The organism is Enterococcus canintestini (assembly GCF_001885735.1).
Lineage (GTDB): Bacteria > Bacillota > Bacilli > Lactobacillales > Enterococcaceae > Enterococcus_C > Enterococcus_C canintestini.
Genome location: NZ_JXKG01000011.1, coordinates 21,161 through 38,349 on the forward strand (window position 1 = coordinate 21,161; position 17,189 = coordinate 38,349).

The window sequence follows — 17,189 nt, forward strand, 5'->3', positions numbered from 1 at the left end:
AAAAGTTTTGTCGTATGAACCTTAAAATCGCTTCATCGGAAAAATTTGTTATTTATAAATGTGTTATTAAAAAATGTTATTTGTTTGTGCTATCTTTTAGGGGTATTAAGCAACTAAAAAATTGTTAATATTGTCATTGAATCGTCCTTAAGCTCATGAGACTTAAGGGCTTTTTTTGTTTAAAGAGGAGAAAAGGCAATAGAAGATTTATTTGGTTAGTAGATGTTATTATTTTAGAAAATTTTATTAACTGATAAAAGTTAAAACTAAAGATTTTTATTCTGTCCGGAATATAATTTATTGATTATTTGAAAAATAATTATTTTTGTTGCTAAAGAAAGAAAATAAAAATAATTCTGAAAATTAATTGACATTAAAGAATGAACACGATATATTTAAAAAAATTAATTAAAAACAAACTATTTTTAAGGACAGGGGAAAACCTTTATGCGCAAATATAACTTGAATTGTCAAAACGTCATTTTAATTATCAAGTTGAGGACTTAAAACACGGAAGTTGAGTAAAAATCCGATTGTTTGAGTCCTATTTGCTTTAGTCAGAGGGATTCTTACAAAAGCATCCCAAAAAAATTTGGGGTGCTTTTTTTCTTAAAGGTTAAAAATGGGAGCTGATAAAATGAGAAGTGATCAAATAAAAAAAGGAATCGATGCAGCACCTGCCCGGAGCTTGTTATATGCAACTGGTCAAGTTAAAAACATTCAAGATATGAATAAGCCTTTTATCGCTATTTGTAATTCTTATATTGATATTGTTCCAGGTCACGTTCATTTAAAAGAGCTTGCTGAAGTGGCAAAAGATGCTATTCGGAAAGCTGGAGGGATTCCATTTGAATTTAATACTATTGGGGTTGACGATGGCATTGCGATGGGACACATTGGCATGCGTTATTCATTACCGAGTCGCGAATTAATTGCGGATGCTGCTGAAACTGTAATTAATGCTCATTGGTTTGATGGTGTCTTTTATATGCCAAATTGTGACAAAATTACGCCAGGGATGATTATGGCTTCTGTCCGGACAAATGTCCCGTCTATTTTTTGCTCAGGTGGTCCCATGAAAGCAGGGATTGACAAAAAAGGACATCAAGTAACACTATCGACGATGTTTGAAGCAGTCGGAGCATATAAAGACGGCCAAATGACAGAAGACAATTTTAATTTTTTAGAACAAAATGCTTGTCCCACGTGTGGTTCATGTGCAGGGATGTTCACGGCAAATTCGATGAACTGTTTGTTAGAAATTTTAGGCTTAGCTTTACCGGGTAATGGGACAGTTCTAGCAGTTTCAAATGAACGAAAAAAATTAGTTGAAAAGTCCGCATATCATTTAATGGATCTTGTGAAAAAACAAATAAAGCCACGGGATATCGTTACAAAAGATGCAATTGATGATGCTTTTGCATTAGACATGGCGATGGGAGGGTCCACCAATACGGTCTTGCATACCTTAGCAATTGCCCACGAAGCTGAGATTGATTACAACCTAGAAGATGTGAATGCGATTGCCAAGCGTGTCCCTTATTTAGCAAAAATTGCGCCATCTTCTATCTACTCGATGCATGATGTTCACAAAGCCGGTGGCGTTTCTGCCATCATTAATGAATTAGTTCACATTGAAGATGCCATTCATCCTGAGCGCATAACTGTAACAGGAAAAACAATTCGCCAAAACGTTGCGAAGGCAACCATTCAAAACAAAGAAGTTATTCATCCCAAAGAAGATCCTTATAGTCCAGTTGGTGGCTTATCCATTTTATACGGCAATATTGCTCCAGCTGGTAGCGTTATAAAGGTTGGGGGTGTTGATCCAAGGATTGAAGTCTTTACTGGTAAAGCAATCTGTTTTAATTCGCATGATGAAGCTGTCGCAGCAATTGATGATCACACTGTTCAAAAAGGACATGTCGTCGTGATTCGATACGAAGGACCAAAAGGTGGACCGGGGATGCCTGAGATGTTAGCACCAACGTCTAGTATTGTCGGACGAGGTTTAGGCAAAGATGTCGCATTGATTACTGACGGCCGATTTTCAGGCGCCACCAGGGGAATTGCAGTTGGTCACATATCTCCTGAAGCAGCAAGCGGTGGTCCACTGGCTTTAGTCAATGATGGGGATAAAATTACCATCGATTTAGTTAACCGCAAAATTGACGTCGCCCTCTCAGAAGAAGAAATGGCTTCTCGCCGGGATAAGTTGTCACCTTTTAAACGGAAAGTTCAAAAAGGTTGGTTAGCTCGTTATTCGGCTTTGGTTACTTCAGCCCATACAGGTGGCATTATGAAATTACCAGAAGAAATGGAGTGAGATCTATGGCAAGTACACAAAAAAATGCAATCGTTTCAGACAAAATTTCCGGAGCAAAGCTGTTATTAGAGAGTTTAGTTAAACAAAACGTTGAAATTATTTTTGGTTATCCTGGCGGTGCTGTCTTGCCATTATATGATGCCCTTTATCAAAATAACATTCCCAATATTTTAACTCGCCACGAACAAGGAGCAGTGCATGCAGCCCAAGGATACGCTAAATCGACAGGCAAACCAGGAGTTGTGATTGTAACAAGTGGGCCTGGAGCGACTAATGTCGTGACTGGTATTGCAGATGCTATGAGTGATTCTGTGCCGTTAGTGGTGATTACAGGTCAAGTAGTCACAGAAGGAATCGGCAAAGATGCTTTTCAAGAAGCTGATATTTTAGGTATCACACTGCCGATTACAAAAAATAATTATCAAGTTCGTAATATTAACGATCTACCAAGAATTATAAGTGAAGCGTTTCACATTGCAACTACTGGCAGAAAAGGGCCAGTTGTAATCGACTTGCCTAAAGATATGACGGTTTGTCAAACGCTAGGACAAGCTGATTGTCCGGTTGATTTGGAGAGTTATCATCCTAATACTGAACCTTCACCACTTCAAATTCGGCGTTTAATGGAAAATTTAGCGACAGCAAAACGTCCCGTGATATTAGCCGGCGGTGGGGTGGTAGCCGCAGAAGCTTCAAAAGAACTTACCTACTTTGCAGAGAAATATCAAATTCCTATTATTGCAAGTTTGTTGGGATTGGGTGTTGTTTCTTCTGATCATGAATTGTTTTTAGGCATGGCGGGAATGCATGGATCTTATGCAGCGAATATGGGGTTAGTTGAGTGTGATTTACTCATTAATCTTGGTTGTCGCTTTTCGGATCGACTTGCTACTTCCTCAAAAGATTTTGCCAAAAATGCGACGGTGGTTCATGTGGATATTGATCCAGCAGAAATTGGCAAAGTGATTCCGACTACAATTCCAATTGTTGCCGATGTGAAAAAAACACTTTTGGCGCTGTTAGATTGTGAATGTGCCATCCCAGATACTCGTGAATGGCAAAATCTTTGTCAAAAGCGCAGAAAAGAGCAGCCTTTTAAGTATGACCGCTGTGATAATTCAGAGATTAAACCACAAAAAGTGATTGAACTTGTCGGTAAATTAACTAAAGGTAATGCGATTGTGGCAACTGATGTTGGACAACATCAAATGTGGGTGGCCCAATATTATCCTTTTAAATTTGCAAAGCAATTAATTACTAGTGGTGGTTTAGGAACAATGGGATATGGTATTCCTGCTGGGATTGGGGCTAAATTGGGTAATCCGACTAAACAAGTTGTCGTTTTTGTTGGAGATGGTGGCTTTCAAATGACGAATCAAGAATTTGCGATTTTAAATGAACACCAATTAGCAATTAAATTCATTTTACTTAATAACAGTTCTTTAGGGATGGTGCGTCAGTGGCAAGAAGTTTTCTTTGACAATCGCCGGTCTCAGTCTGTTTTTGAAAATTCACCAGATTTTGTCATGTTAGCAAAAGCTTATGGAATTGAAGCCGATCGAGTTGATGATCCTGAGACGATGGAAGCCGATTTTACTACTGCTTTTAACAAACCTGGACCAGGCCTCATTGAAGTGGTTGTTTCTGCTACAGAACATGTTTTACCAATGATTCCGCCAGGTAAAGCTAACGATCAAATGATGGGGGTGGATTAAAATGAAACGGATGATCACCGCCTTAGTCTACAATCAAGTAGGGGTATTAAGTCGTATCAGTAGCGTTTTATATCGGCGCCAAGTGAATATTGAAAGTATTTCAGTTGGACAAACTGAAGATCAGGAAATTTCGCGAATGACTTTTGTTATTAGTGTAAATGACTTAGCGGAAGTTGAGCAGGTGACAAAACAATTAAACAAACAAATTGCAGTCGTAAAAGTTTCTGATATTACCGCTGAGCCCCATTTAGAAAGAGAATTGGCACTAGTGAAAGTGAATGCTCCAGCTTTTACTCGTACCGAAATTAAAACGATGATTGAACCATTTCGAGCTGATATTGTGGATGTTGGTTTAAAAACAATCGCAGTTCAAATTGCAGGCTCTTCAGAAAAAGTTGATGCTTGTATTGATATTTTACGTCCATATGGCATTAAAGAAATGGCACGTACCGGCATCACCGGTTTTACTAGAGGTTAATCGCAAGGAATTGCTGTTAATAGAATTTCAAATATATGGAGGTCATGAATATGGTAAAAGTTTATTACGAAAATAGCGTCTCACAAGATGCATTACAAGGAAAAACCATCACAATTGTCGGTTATGGCTCACAAGGTCATGCCCATGCGCAAAACTTACGTGATACCGGTCATAACGTTATAATCGGCATTCGTGAAGGTAAATCTGCTCAAGCAGCTCGTGAGGATGGTTTTACAGTCAAAGCTGTCAAAGATGCCACTAAAGAAAGTGATGTTGTCATGATCTTAGCTCCTGATGAAATTCAAGGTAACCTATATGAAAAAGAAATTGCCCCTAATCTTTACGCGGGTAATGCGTTAGCTTTTGCTCATGGCTTTAACATTCACTTTGATGTTATCACACCGCCTAAAGATGTTGATGTCTTTTTAGTAGCACCCAAAGGACCAGGTCATTTAGTTCGGCGCACCTTTACAGAAGGGTTTGCGGTACCTGCGTTATTTGCTATCTATCAAGATGCTACTGGCTACGCCCAAGAAATTGCCTTATCTTACGCCAAAGGAATCGGCGCAACTCGGGTTGGTGTTTTAGAGACAACTTTTAAAGAAGAAACCGAAACAGATTTATTTGGTGAACAAGCTGTTTTATGTGGTGGTTTAACTTCACTGATTGAAGCAGGCTTTGAAACACTTGTAGAAGCGGGTTATCAGCCTGAATTAGCGTATTTTGAAGTTTGTCACGAAATGAAATTAATCATTGATTTGATTTATGAAGGTGGCTTTGGGAAGATGCGTCATTCTATTTCAAATACTGCCGAATACGGTGACTATGTTTCTGGTCCAAGGGTAATTACAGCTGAAACCAAAAAACATATGAAATCAGTTTTAACGGATATTCAAAATGGCAAATTTGCCCAAGGATTTATTGCTGATAATCAAGCCGGTTTCCCTGAATTTAAGAAAATGCGAGTAGAAAATGCAGAACATCAAATTGAAGAAGTCGGTACACAATTACGAAAAATGATGCCTTTTGTGACAAAAAAAGATTAGTATTAGGAGGTGGAAACCTTGGACTTGATTACAGATGTTGAAGTGAAAGACGCCTACCAAGTATTAAAAAAAGCAGTGACGCACACACCTTTACAATATGATCGCTACTTATCGGAAAAATATGGGGCAACTATTTTATTAAAGCGAGAAGATCTACAAAAAGTGCGCTCATTTAAGTTACGAGGCGCTTATTATGCGATTAAACAATTGTCCGCAGAACAACTAGTAAACGGTGTGGTTTGTGCCAGTGCTGGTAATCATGCCCAAGGTGTAGCTTATACTAGTTGTGAAATGAATATTCCAGCGGTCATTTTTATGCCCACCACAACGCCACAACAAAAAATTGCACAAGTTGAATTTTTTGGCGGTAAAAAAGTTTCAATTCAATTAATTGGCGATACTTTTGATGCTTCGGCTAAAGCGGCAAAAGAATTTGCACGAAAACAAAAGATGGCCTTTATCGCACCTTTTAATGATCATAATATTATTGCCGGCCAGGGAACATTAGCACTGGAGATGATGCGCGATGCTAAAAAAGAAGGTTTTAAACCAGATTATATTTTAGCTGCAATTGGTGGAGGTGGGCTAATTAGCGGTGTGGCGGCTTATGTAAAAAATACCAGTCCATCTACGAAAATTATTGGCGTTGAACCAAAAGGCGCACCGTCAATGCAGGCTGCCTTTGACAATAATGGTCCCATAGCTTTAAAGCAAATTGATAAATTCGTCGACGGTGCAGCCGTTAAAGAAGTTGGTTCACTCACGTATTTTCAGACTAAAAATTATTTGGATTATTTAGTAACAGTAGATGAAGGTGCGGTTTGCTCGACAATTTTAGAATTATATACAAAACAAGCAATCGTGGCAGAACCAGCTGGTGCCCTCAGTGTAGCCGCTTTAGAAGTTTTAAAAAAGGAAATTAAAGGTAAAACTGTTATCTGTGTAATTAGTGGTGGAAATAATGATATCAGTCGCATGGCAGAAATTGAAGAACGGTCGTTGGTGTATGAAGGATTACAACATTATTTTGTAGTGAATTTTCCCCAGCGGCCAGGTGCACTAAAAGAATTTGTCAGTGAAGTTTTAGGACCCAATGACGATATAACGCGTTTTGAGTATACCAAAAAAATAAATCGAGGCACTGGACCAGTAGTATTGGGTATTTTGCTTAAACAAACTAGCGACTTAGCTACGCTGTTAACCCGATTAGCTGAATTTGATCCAACATATATTGATCTACAAAAAGAGCCCTCTCTTTATTCTTTGTTGGTTTAGCGGTGGTGACAGAAACAATCAACTTCAAGAAATAAGACAAAATTTAAAGAAAATAACTTTTCAAATTTTCTCTTATTAAAAATGGAAACTGTTTTTGTTACAGCTTCTTTTTAAGTTGTTGGCGTTAAAAGGTGATATAATTTGGTACTGAAGTTGTCTTATTTGCAGTGAAAAGATAAATATGTTATATTTATAAAGCGTAAGAATTACGTTTTATAAAATAAATAAGCTCAAGAAATTGTCTGTTAGCGTAAAAAGAAAGGACAGTTTAAATGGCAAAAAAATCTAAAATTGCAAAAGCAAAAAAACAAGAAGCGATGATTGCTCGCTATTCGAACATCCGCTATGAATTAAAACAAAATCACGATTACGAAGCGTTAGCAAAGTTACCCAAAGATTCCAATCCCAATCGATTGAAAAATCGGGATCGCATCGATGGACGTCCAAGAGGTTATATGCGAAAATTTGGAATGTCACGGGTTAAATTTAGAGAATTAGCCCATGAAGGTAAAATTCCCGGCGTGAAAAAAGCGAGCTGGTAATTAATAATGTTTTTTTAAACTTCTCATTAAATTTGGGAAGTTTTTTTTCTTTTTTTGACAGTGAAAAAACGGCGAAATCTTTTGGTTCTCTAGCTTTTAATGATAAACTTGTAATAGGAGGAGCTTATGAAAAAAAGCTATCAGAAGAACCACTTTACCACTGCAATTTTTTATGGTGAAACATTAAATAAAAGTATTCATTTTAAAAGTAATTCTATCCAGCACGTCATAATCATCACAAATCAAAAATATTATGATCGTTCTTTTGAAAAGATAAATCAACTTTTTAAAGGGATTGATGAGATTGATTGGTATGTCTGTCGTAACCAGACTTATTGTAATAACGTCGAAGAGTTGATGAGTTTACTTCAATTCTTAGAACGTTTTCCTAAAAATCGCCACTATTTGTTTTGTGCTTATGGAAATGAAGGCGTGATGCAGTTGACGGGTTTTGTAGCTCAGACAACTGTTTTAAAAAGTCAGTATTGGTGTCTGCCAGTTTCGGTACGCTCGTTAGCTAAAGCACTTTTAGTGGAACAAGCGATTATGAAACAAAATAATCAAGTCTTATTGCAAGTTAGCAATTTGCCACAAGCAATCTATTTTGATCAAACATTGACAGAAGCACAACGAGATGGAAAATTAGTGGACTTACTTGTTTTCATTCGTGCAGGTCTTATTTGTGATTATCAATTTTTACAAAATTTATATGTAAATTTTTCTACGCAACAGAAAGTCTACCGTCGCTCTTTTTCTGCTTTAATCACAGAGCTAATTGATTATTATGCTCGTTCAACTGAAATTGAGACGTTTGGCCAGTTATTTGAATCGGCTTTTTATCAGACTGAAAATGGACATTTATTGTCTTCTAACATGAAGCGTCTTTTTGGCATTATTTTTCATTTGTTTTGGAGTGATGCAATCCATGAACTTCATTTTAATTTGAAAAACTTTTTAATCTGGTTTAATCACTTGGGTTATCCTATTTTTTTACCCGAACAAATTTCTTTAGCTGACTACCAACTACAAGTTTTGGCTCAAGCGCAAAAACAAGAAGCGATAACGGTATTAGAAGAAATAGGTAAAACAGGCTATAATCAGGAAATAACTGTCCAAACGTTACAACAAGCAATGACAAAATATCAAGATATATTAAAGGAGATTAGTGAAAGTTAATGGAAACTTCTTATAGCGAACAAATGTTACAAGCATTAGAAAACGAAGATTTAGTAAGTGCCAATTTGGCATTTAATCAAGCTTTAATTCATGATGAAGACAGTGAATTGCATGAATTAGCACAGTATTTGGTACAAATTGGGTTTTTAGAAGAAGCAGAACAAACTTTTTTACATTTATTAGAAAAGTATCCCAATAATGAAGAACTCTATTTGGGATTGGCTGAAGTTGCAATTGAAAATGATAACAGTGACCAAGCGTTAAACTTTATTGAAAAGGTACCAAAAGATAGTGATTATTATGTTCAAGCGTTATTGTTGTCAGCTGACCTTTATCAAATGATTGGTATCCCTGAGGTAAGTGAAGCAAAATTAACCGAAGCTGCCAAAATTCTACCAGATGAATCATTAATTCAATTTGCATTAGCAGAATTGTTTTTTAATACAGAACGCTTTGGTGAAGCAGCTACGATTTATCAAATATTATTAAATTCAGGCATTACTGAGATGGCAGATATTTTGTTAGAAGAACGGCTTGGAACAGCACTAAGTATGGAAGGGCAATTTGAAGAGGCAATAATTCATTTACGTCGCGCTTTAGAAACAGAAGTCACCGATGACCGACTTTTCCAAATCGCTTTTGTTTACCGGCAATTAAAAGAAAATGAACAAGTTATTCAGTTTTTAGAACAATTACGGAATTTAAATCCGCAATATCAGTCACTTTACTTGTATTTAGCTGAAGCTTTACAAGATGAAGAACAATTAGAAGAGGCTCAAGAAGTGATTGAGGCTGGAATTAAAGAAAATCCTTTCAATGTCGATTTTTATCAATTTGCTTCTGAAAATGTTTATCGCCTTCACGATGACAAAAAAGCTGAAGAATATTTACAAAAAGCTTTAGAAACCGGAGATAAATTAGATCAAACACTCTTTATGCTAAGTAATTTATACTTAAAACAAGAAGAATATGAAGAGGTAATCGCTACAATTAATGAAATGGATAATTCAGATGACGCCTATGCCCAATGGAACTTAGCTCATGCTTATAATCAATTGGAAGAATTTACCGAAGCTGCTGTTCATTTTGAAAAAGCTAATCTTGAATTGCATCATGAACCGGAATTTATGAAAGAATATGGTATTTTCTTACGAGAAGAAGGAAAAATTCAAGCAGCAAAAGAATTATTGGAACACTACTTGGCCCATGAACCAGGAGACTTAGAAGTGCAATCGATTGTGGAGGCTTTATCTTAAAGAAAAGAAGGTGAGGACGATGATTATTGACGTCAAAGAAAAGAAAAATTTTCTCAACTGGTTTGTTACCCATGCTTCTTTTAGTCGCCGAGAGGTTTGCTGGATTTTAAATTATTTGGCTAATCACGAAGCAATTTTAAACAATGTTCACTTTGTTGAAAATGCAGATGCCACCAATCGCGGTTTACAAATTCGCGATTTAACTGTACAAGGAGAGCCACTCAAATTATTTTTACAAGGTAAAACTTTTGAAGATAGCGATCAAATTTTTCATGAAATTCGCTTGAATTGGAAAGAACCGCTCTACATTGAGTGTCTTTTTGAAAATACTTGGGATAGTTCAAGTTATTTAGCGATATTAGAAGATAATCCGTTTATGAAATGGAATGAAAATATTGATGCAGATGTATTGGAAAGTATCAATCAATTTCTAGTAACAGAAGAGCAAAGGGCTCAAATTAAGCAATTATACGAAGAAATTGATCAGGCTTTAGAAATGGGCGATGAAGAAACTTTCCTGCGTTTATCTGAAGCTGTTAATAAAAAATTACAGCACAAGGGACAAAAAACAGCTGAATAGATCCAGCAAACGACGCTAAAATGATAGTCTAAATTAGTTTTTGAGACTATCATTTTAGCGTCGTTTGCTTTTTAGTTTATTTTTGTGAAGACGGAGAATTTTTCAAGTTTTTTAAGAAATTTTTCTTTGGTCGTTTGTAAGTAAAGCCTTCACCGGTCACTTCATGTACGTTAATGACAGAAATAAAAGCTTGTGGATCATATTCTGCGATAATTCGCTTTACTTCCATAACTTCACGGGAAGTCACAACCATATATAAAATATTTTTATCTGTGCCTGAGTAAGCCCCTTCGCCTTTTAAAAAGCTCGTACCCCGACCAGTCACCGCCATTAAAACTGGTGCCATTTTTTTAGTCTCATTTGAAATCACTAAAATTCCTTTAGCAGAATACCCACCATCCAAAATTGCATCAACAATATTGGCAAAAACATAAGAAAAAATTAGCGTGTACATCATTTTTTTTAAGTCAATATAGGTTAAAGAAGCCAATAAAATTAAAATGTCAAAACAAAATAATGAACGACCCACTGAGATTCCTTGTTTTTTTTCTAAAATACGGGCGATAACGTCACTGCCGCCGGTGGTTCCGCCAACACGATAAACAATACCACTGCCAAAACCTGCTACAATCCCCGCTAATAAAGCAGAAATCAATAAATCGTGTTCTAAATTAATCGCCAGTGGGACTTTTTGCCAAATAAATAACCAGATAGATAAACTCGTCGTCCCAAAAATGGTATAGTAAAAAGACCGTTTACCTAAAATTTGACCACCTAAAATGATAATTGGAATATTTAAAATAAAAGTACTATAAGCCGGATTAATCCCAAATAGCCCTCTTAAAATTAACGTAATCCCAGTCACGCCCCCTTCAGCGAGGCTATTAGGAATATTAATGTAAATTAAACCAAATGCGTAAATGCAAGTACCAATTAAAATTAAAACCAAATCACGTAATAACGGTGTATACTTATTTACGTTCATAGTTTCACCTTCTTTTTATTTATTAAAAAACAAAATAGGATAACGATTGTTGTAGATATAATCAAATGTAGCACGAAAAATGCAGATAGACAATTAGTGGGTAGTTTGAATTGATCCTTTATTTTGATAAGATAATGGTAGGAGTGATCACATGACAGAAAAAACATTACAACAAATGCAACAAGAAGTTGATGCGTATATTGCTCAATTTAAAGTCGGCTATTTTTCTCCGCTAGCTCAAATGGCGCGTATGACAGAAGAAGTAGGCGAATTAGCTAGAGAAGTAAACCATTATTATGGAGAAAAGCAAAAGAAAGCAGATGAAGCACCAAATACAGTCGCCGAAGAATTAGGAGATGTACTTTTTGTTTTGTTATTAATGGCGAATTCTCTAGATATTGATTTAACAGAAGTTTTCGACCAAAACATGGCAAAGTTTAATCAACGCGATTCATACCGCTTTGAGCGAAAAGATGGCAAACGTGCACCGGAGGATGAAAATGAAATTAGCTAATTTACCCAAAGAATTTCAACTAGCTTTACCGGTGATGGCCCAAATTGAACAAGCGGGCTTTGAGGCATATTTTGTCGGTGGCAGTGTCCGTGATATTTTACTTGGTCACAAGATACACGATGTAGATATCGCTACAAGTGCTTTTCCAGCAGAAATTAAAGCTATTTTTCCTCGGACAATTGATATTGGGATTGAACATGGGACAGTCTTAGTCTTACACCAAGATGATCAATATGAAGTGACAACTTTTCGGACCGAATCGACTTACCAAGATTTTAGACGACCTGATCAAGTGGAGTTTGTTCGTTCCTTAACAGAAGACTTAAAACGACGCGATTTTACGATTAATGCCTTTGCATTAAAAGATGATGGAGAAATAATCGACTTATTCGATGGTTTAATGGATTTACAAGATCATGTTTTACGAGCTGTTGGCAATCCCCATGAACGTTTTCATGAAGACGCATTACGTATGATGCGGGGGTTACGTTTTGTCAGTCAATTAGGCTTTGCTTTTGAAATTGAGACGTTTGATGCCATCAATGAAAATCACGCTCTATTAGAAAAAATTTCAGTTGAACGAATTTATGTGGAATTTAGCAAGCTTTTGTTAGGTAAATTTCGTAATCAGGCCATTCGTTTTTTAGTTGAGACGGAATGTTATTTGTATTGTCCTGGGTTCCGGTATTATGGGGAAGCATTACTACGCTTTGCAGATTTAAAACCAATTTCTTTTGCTACTGCGGCGCAAGGGTGGACAGTTTTATTTGAGCAGATGGGCATTGGGCAAAATTTAATTCGGCCTTTTTTAAAAAAATGGAAGGCTTCCAATGATTTAATTCAGGAAGTACAAGCACTTCACTGGGGATTAAAGGTACGCCAAGAGCAGCCGTTAAAATCTTGGGAAATCTATCAGCTAGGACTAGAGAATAGCTTAGCAGTAGAAGCATTGACCCCTTTTTATAATCTAGTGCCCGCAGAAACTGAAGTAAAAGATATTTATGCAGCATTACCTATTAAACATTTGCGTGAACTTGCGATTAATGGCAATGATTTATTACAAAAATTCAAATTAAAGCCCGGCAAATGGCTAAAAGAAGTTTTAAGTCAATTGGAATATCTAGTAGTGACAGGGAGTTTAGCCAACGATGCTATAACGTTACTAGCTAAAGCTGAGACACTTTTGGCAGATGTTAAACAAGATTGATATCACGACAAGTAAATCCATTTCAGTCACCATGGATGATAGCAGGATGCTAGATTTAAAATTACCCGCAAACTTTTGATTACTTGAAAATATTTGATAAACGTTATCATTATTCAACATGAACAGCTAGAAAATAATACTGCAACTAGCATTTAAAGTGGGCATTTAAATTTAAAAAGAGTCAAAGTGAAAACTATAATAACTGTCTGACTTGGGCATTAACGCAAAATAAAAAAACAGCATGTACTCATTATTAATCTGCTAAAAAGGAAGCAGTTAACAAAAGACTTCTAATCGAGTGGAATTAAATTACGGTTTTTTTTTGAGATAATGGCATTAACTGTAAGCATTTTCTTAACTTACGTGGTAAAATTGTGCTAAACTTATTAATGGATTGAAAAAATTGTTATATCGCAATCATTGTTTCAAAATTTGAAATGATTTGTTGACGATAGAAGGAGGAAATTAGATGGCTAGAGAAATGACAGCATTGAAATTTTATTTCCGTAATGGAGAAACTTGGACGATTAATCGTCGCTTTATTGGTGATTTGTGGATTAAACAAATTACTACAAGCTATGGTCGTATCAACGGAAGTGAATTTGTAGAAATTCACCCATGTGCAGGTTTTAAAATCGAAATTTATCCAGAAGGTGATCATGTCGCTACCCACGATATTAACTTAGGTGGTTTAGAATCAGGGATGTTTGCCCGTGCTTTGAAATATCAAGATATTGAACGGATGGAAATCTTGTTTAAAACAGGCAAACCAGATATGGTGTATTTCCCATACAAAGACAAAGATAGTGAAGGTTTGGATAATGTTTACCAAACAACTAAAGTTAGCGAAGAAACCAAAAGCCTATACATCGTCATCAATCCAGAACAAACAGTTGAAGATGTTTATGGAGAATATTTCGAATAAAATTAATCTTAAACCTCACAATAATTTTTGTGAGGTTTTTTGTGTAAAGATTCCTTTCAAGTTTAGTCATGATGAAAGTCTAAATGAATAATATTAGTAAATTACTACGGTTATTTATCGTCAAGTAAAACTACTTAACAAAATTCGCTGAAAAGACTAGCATTCAAAGAAAAAACATGCTATCATACTAAAGTCTGAGAGAAATCTTAGAGTATCAATGAGGATATGGGAGGGAAAAACATGCGCGTAAACATCACATTAGAGTGCACTTCTTGTAAAGAACGTAACTATTTAACAAGCAAAAACAAACGTAACAACCCTGACCGCTTGGAAAAAAACAAATATTGCCCACGCGAAAGAAAAGTTACTTTACACCGTGAAACTAAATAATCCTTTGAAAAACCCTTTAAGACCAGTGTTTTAGAGGGCTTTTCTTTTTTTGGTTTAGAAAAGGGTTTAGATTTATTATGCATTTAGGTATGAAGTTCGTTTGTTAACCTTCGATTTTTTGTTATTTAGTTCCCTACGTAAAGAATGTGGATAAGAAAACCGTGTGTTTTTTTCTCGCGAAAAACGTCTTTTAGGAAAAAAATCTTTGCGATACTAAAAAACTTTTCAGTCGTAGTAAACATCCTTTTCTTTTGAAGGTACAAAAAAGCCACCTGATTTCGCAGGTGACTGGGTGATTAGAAATAATTTTTTTGTGTAGCTATAAAAACTAATCTGAAAAGTTTATGTGTAATTTAAAAGTAAGTTTTAGCGCGTTAATAGCTTTTGTGCTAGTTTTTTTATTTAGAATATTTAAAAAGGGTCTGCCTATTCTTTTGAATGGGGGATTTTTTTTACTTTCATTACATCTAAGAAAAAAGTAAAAATAGGAATGCCCACAATAAGCCCCCAAATGCCAAATAATCGTTCTGAGAGAAGTAGAATGACAAAAGTATAAAAGATCGGTAATTCTGTGCGGCTTGACATAAATTTAGGATTTAAAACGTATGCTTCCAAAATATGAATGCCAAGAATCATAATTAAAATGAAAAGTAAATCCCACATTCCACCTTGCGAATAGGCAATAAATGATAATGGGATACTGGAAATAATTGCACCGGCAACAGGAATAAGACTAAATAAAAATACCATTAAACCTAAACTTGGCAGTTGATGAAAATTCATAATCGCTAAGCAGATGAGGGTGATGACTGTATTGACAATGGCGATGAAAAATTGAGCTTCTAAAACAACGCCAAAAGTATTAATAAATTTTTGAGCAAAATAAAATACGTCTTGGAAATACCAACCAAAATCACTCGTTAAAAATAATTTGGAGAAGTCTTTGACTTTTTTCAATTCAACAGTAAAAAAGAAGCTAAGTAAAAAAGATAATGCAAGCGAAACTGCTAAATTACCAAAATCGTGGAGGTAGCCGATAATAAAACTTGCACCACCTTTTAGTTGGTCGAGAAATTCGCTGCGTTGGACGTATTTTAATATCCAATTAATGACTTGGTTAGAGCTTGTTGGTTGATTATCATAAAAATCAATGACTGTTTCGACTAAATTCCACGTTTGATGGAATAAAATCGGAATGTACTTGGTCATTGCGATGTATAAGAGTAGTAATAAGCCACCGTAAAGAATAAGAACTATAATAAAAGGTCTTAGCTCTACAAATCGTTGAACGAGATGGACAAAATGAACTGCTAAATAAGTAAAAATAAACGTCAGTAAGATAGGAGTCATCAAACTACGTGCCAAGTACAATAAAAATACAATGCTTAAAAGTACTACGTAACGCCTTAGCTTTAAATTGGCGATAAAATTTTCATAAAGTTTCAAAAAGCACACCCCATTTTGATGAATTTTTCTTTAGTATAGCGTTATTTTGCGGGCAAACGTATTAATTACTATTAAACGAACAAAATTGTTAGCTTAAAATAAGTATAACAGGAGTGTGACATATGCGCATTCATGAAAGTACTGTTAAGAAATGTACTAAAATTTTTTATGGTATTTTTTGTTATGGGTAGCTACTAAGGCAATCAATGGCATTTGATTTAACTATAATTGGTAGCGTGGCTAAATTTAAAAGTGTTTATCCCTTAAATTTGAGCTGTTTTATAGTGGGATTAAAAGCAAGTTAATAAATAGGACACCTGCTTATTAAAGCAAGTGTCCGTTATCTTTTGCGTTTATTTCAAATGTGATTTTACATCTTCAATCATTTCTTGGTAAGCGATGGGACCATTGTATAGCCAACTTTTTTCGGGACCAAATTCCCAGAGATTCCCATTTTTTACTGCTGGAATGTTTTGCCAAAGGGGATCTTTAAACATTGCCGCCCCTTTATCGCTATTAACCAAAATTAAATAATCACAATCAATTTGAGCTAATTTTTCTAATGAAACAGCAGACCAGTCAGAAGTTGCTTTTTCACTAATCTCTTTGGTTAAAGTCGGTACTTCAAAACCTAATTGTTGATACAATAAATCACCACTAGAGCGATTATCTGCTACCATAAAGGCTGAATTATTGGTAACCCACAATACTGCTACAGATTTATTTTTTATTTTATCTGCATAAGCATTTTTCGTTTCTTTTACGAGTGCTTCATAATCTTGAAGTACTTTTTTGCCTTCTTTTTGTTTGTTTAAGACGTTAGCAATATCAGTTAATTTATCTTGCCACGTCACATTTTCTCCGTTTTTTACCACGTAGGTTGGGGCAATTTTAGCGTATTTGTCATATTTTGCGCCTTCAACAAGACCGTTTGATTCAATTAATAATAAATCAGGCTCATAAGACAATACTTCTTCATAAGGTAAGTCGTAATTAATGAGGGGAACATCTTTTAAATCTTTATCTAGGTAATCTTGATGTGTACCGCCACCCACTGTCCATTGGGCCACAGGCTTTTCACCTAAAGCGACCAAGTAGTCTTCTAAATAACTTCCAATAATTTTCTTGGGGTGATTGGGAACTTTAACTTTATGATCGAGTTGATCAGTAAGGGTACGGCTCTCTTCTTTAGTAGAAGTATCTTTATTTGTCCCGCAAGCGGCAAATAAAAAGAGACTGGTTACTAACAATAAGCTAGTTGTAATTTTTTGATACTTTTTCATAACGGCGTCCTTTCTTTCATGTAGAATAAAACTGGTGTCTAATTA

16 protein-coding genes are annotated in these 17,189 nt (G+C 35.6%); 13 read left to right on the plus strand and 3 right to left on the minus strand.

All coding sequences use genetic code 11. From position 1 onward, the window contains the following. Window positions 1-637: 637 nt before the first annotated feature. The 9 genes from ilvD to RU96_RS07690 all read left to right on the plus strand — a co-directional run bounded on the left by ilvD (window position 638) and on the right by RU96_RS07690 (window position 10,394). Entirely contained in the window at window positions 638-2,326 is a 1,689-nt protein-coding gene (gene ilvD / locus RU96_RS07650) for a dihydroxy-acid dehydratase (protein ID WP_071864949.1), read from the plus strand. Window positions 2,327-2,331: 5 nt separating this feature from the next. Continuing rightward, entirely contained in the window at window positions 2,332-4,041 is a 1,710-nt protein-coding gene (ilvB, locus tag RU96_RS07655) for a biosynthetic-type acetolactate synthase large subunit (protein WP_071864950.1), read from the plus strand. A gap of 1 nt (window position 4,042) precedes the next feature. After that, window positions 4,043-4,519, plus strand: coding sequence for an acetolactate synthase small subunit (gene ilvN, locus RU96_RS07660; RefSeq protein ID WP_071864951.1), 477 nt, complete (start codon window positions 4,043-4,045; stop codon window positions 4,517-4,519). Window positions 4,520-4,569: 50 nt separating this feature from the next. Then, window positions 4,570-5,565, plus strand: a complete 996-nt coding sequence (gene ilvC, locus RU96_RS07665; protein ID WP_071864952.1) for a ketol-acid reductoisomerase — start codon at window positions 4,570-4,572, stop codon at window positions 5,563-5,565. Window positions 5,566-5,583: 18 nt separating this feature from the next. Beyond that, on the plus strand, window positions 5,584-6,840 hold the full coding sequence (gene ilvA, locus RU96_RS07670) for a threonine ammonia-lyase IlvA (protein WP_071864953.1): 1,257 nt from the start codon (window positions 5,584-5,586) through the stop codon (window positions 6,838-6,840). A 272-nt stretch (window positions 6,841-7,112) separates the two neighbouring features. After that, window positions 7,113-7,382 carry a 30S ribosomal protein S14 gene (gene rpsN / locus RU96_RS07675; RefSeq protein ID WP_071864954.1) on the plus strand — a complete coding sequence of 90 codons (270 nt, stop codon included), beginning with the start codon at window positions 7,113-7,115 and terminating at the stop codon, window positions 7,380-7,382. Window positions 7,383-7,508: 126 nt separating this feature from the next. After that, window positions 7,509-8,558, plus strand: coding sequence for a hypothetical protein (locus RU96_RS07680; RefSeq protein ID WP_071864955.1), 1,050 nt, complete (start codon window positions 7,509-7,511; stop codon window positions 8,556-8,558). Beyond that, complete coding sequence (locus RU96_RS07685; RefSeq protein WP_071864956.1) at window positions 8,558-9,814, plus strand: tetratricopeptide repeat protein; 1,257 nt, start codon at window positions 8,558-8,560, stop codon at window positions 9,812-9,814. The genes RU96_RS07680 and RU96_RS07685 overlap by 1 nt, the downstream gene beginning before the upstream one ends. 19 nt (window positions 9,815-9,833) lie before the next feature. Next, window positions 9,834-10,394 carry a ReoY family proteolytic degradation factor gene (locus RU96_RS07690; protein WP_071864957.1) on the plus strand — a complete coding sequence of 187 codons (561 nt, stop codon included), beginning with the start codon at window positions 9,834-9,836 and terminating at the stop codon, window positions 10,392-10,394. 76 nt (window positions 10,395-10,470) lie between these two features. Here RU96_RS07690 and RU96_RS07695 read toward each other — a convergent pair whose 3' ends face one another. Further along, window positions 10,471-11,379 (minus strand): YitT family protein, encoded by a 909-nt coding sequence (locus tag RU96_RS07695; RefSeq protein ID WP_071864958.1) that lies wholly within the window; start codon window positions 11,377-11,379, stop codon window positions 10,471-10,473. Window positions 11,380-11,530: 151 nt separating this feature from the next. Between RU96_RS07695 and RU96_RS07700 the strand changes: the two genes are divergently transcribed. From RU96_RS07700 to rpmG, 4 genes are all read left to right on the plus strand, one after another. Beyond that, window positions 11,531-11,893 (plus strand): nucleotide pyrophosphohydrolase, encoded by a 363-nt coding sequence (locus RU96_RS07700; RefSeq protein WP_071864959.1) that lies wholly within the window; start codon window positions 11,531-11,533, stop codon window positions 11,891-11,893. Then, window positions 11,880-13,100 (plus strand): CCA tRNA nucleotidyltransferase, encoded by a 1,221-nt coding sequence (locus tag RU96_RS07705; RefSeq protein ID WP_071864960.1) that lies wholly within the window; start codon window positions 11,880-11,882, stop codon window positions 13,098-13,100. The genes RU96_RS07700 and RU96_RS07705 overlap by 14 nt, the downstream gene beginning before the upstream one ends. Before the next feature lie 469 nt (window positions 13,101-13,569). After that, window positions 13,570-14,025 carry a hypothetical protein gene (locus tag RU96_RS07710; protein ID WP_071864961.1) on the plus strand — a complete coding sequence of 152 codons (456 nt, stop codon included), beginning with the start codon at window positions 13,570-13,572 and terminating at the stop codon, window positions 14,023-14,025. Window positions 14,026-14,265: 240 nt separating this feature from the next. Further along, a complete protein-coding gene (gene rpmG, locus RU96_RS07715; RefSeq protein ID WP_016172256.1) occupies window positions 14,266-14,415 on the plus strand; it encodes a 50S ribosomal protein L33 in 150 nt (49 codons plus the stop codon). A gap of 426 nt (window positions 14,416-14,841) precedes the next feature. Here rpmG and RU96_RS07720 read toward each other — a convergent pair whose 3' ends face one another. After that, window positions 14,842-15,861 carry an AI-2E family transporter gene (locus RU96_RS07720; protein ID WP_071864962.1) on the minus strand — a complete coding sequence of 340 codons (1,020 nt, stop codon included), beginning with the start codon at window positions 15,859-15,861 and terminating at the stop codon, window positions 14,842-14,844. A gap of 353 nt (window positions 15,862-16,214) precedes the next feature. Next, on the minus strand, window positions 16,215-17,144 hold the full coding sequence (locus tag RU96_RS07725; protein ID WP_071864963.1) for an ABC transporter substrate-binding protein: 930 nt from the start codon (window positions 17,142-17,144) through the stop codon (window positions 16,215-16,217). Window positions 17,145-17,189 lie beyond the last annotated feature (45 nt).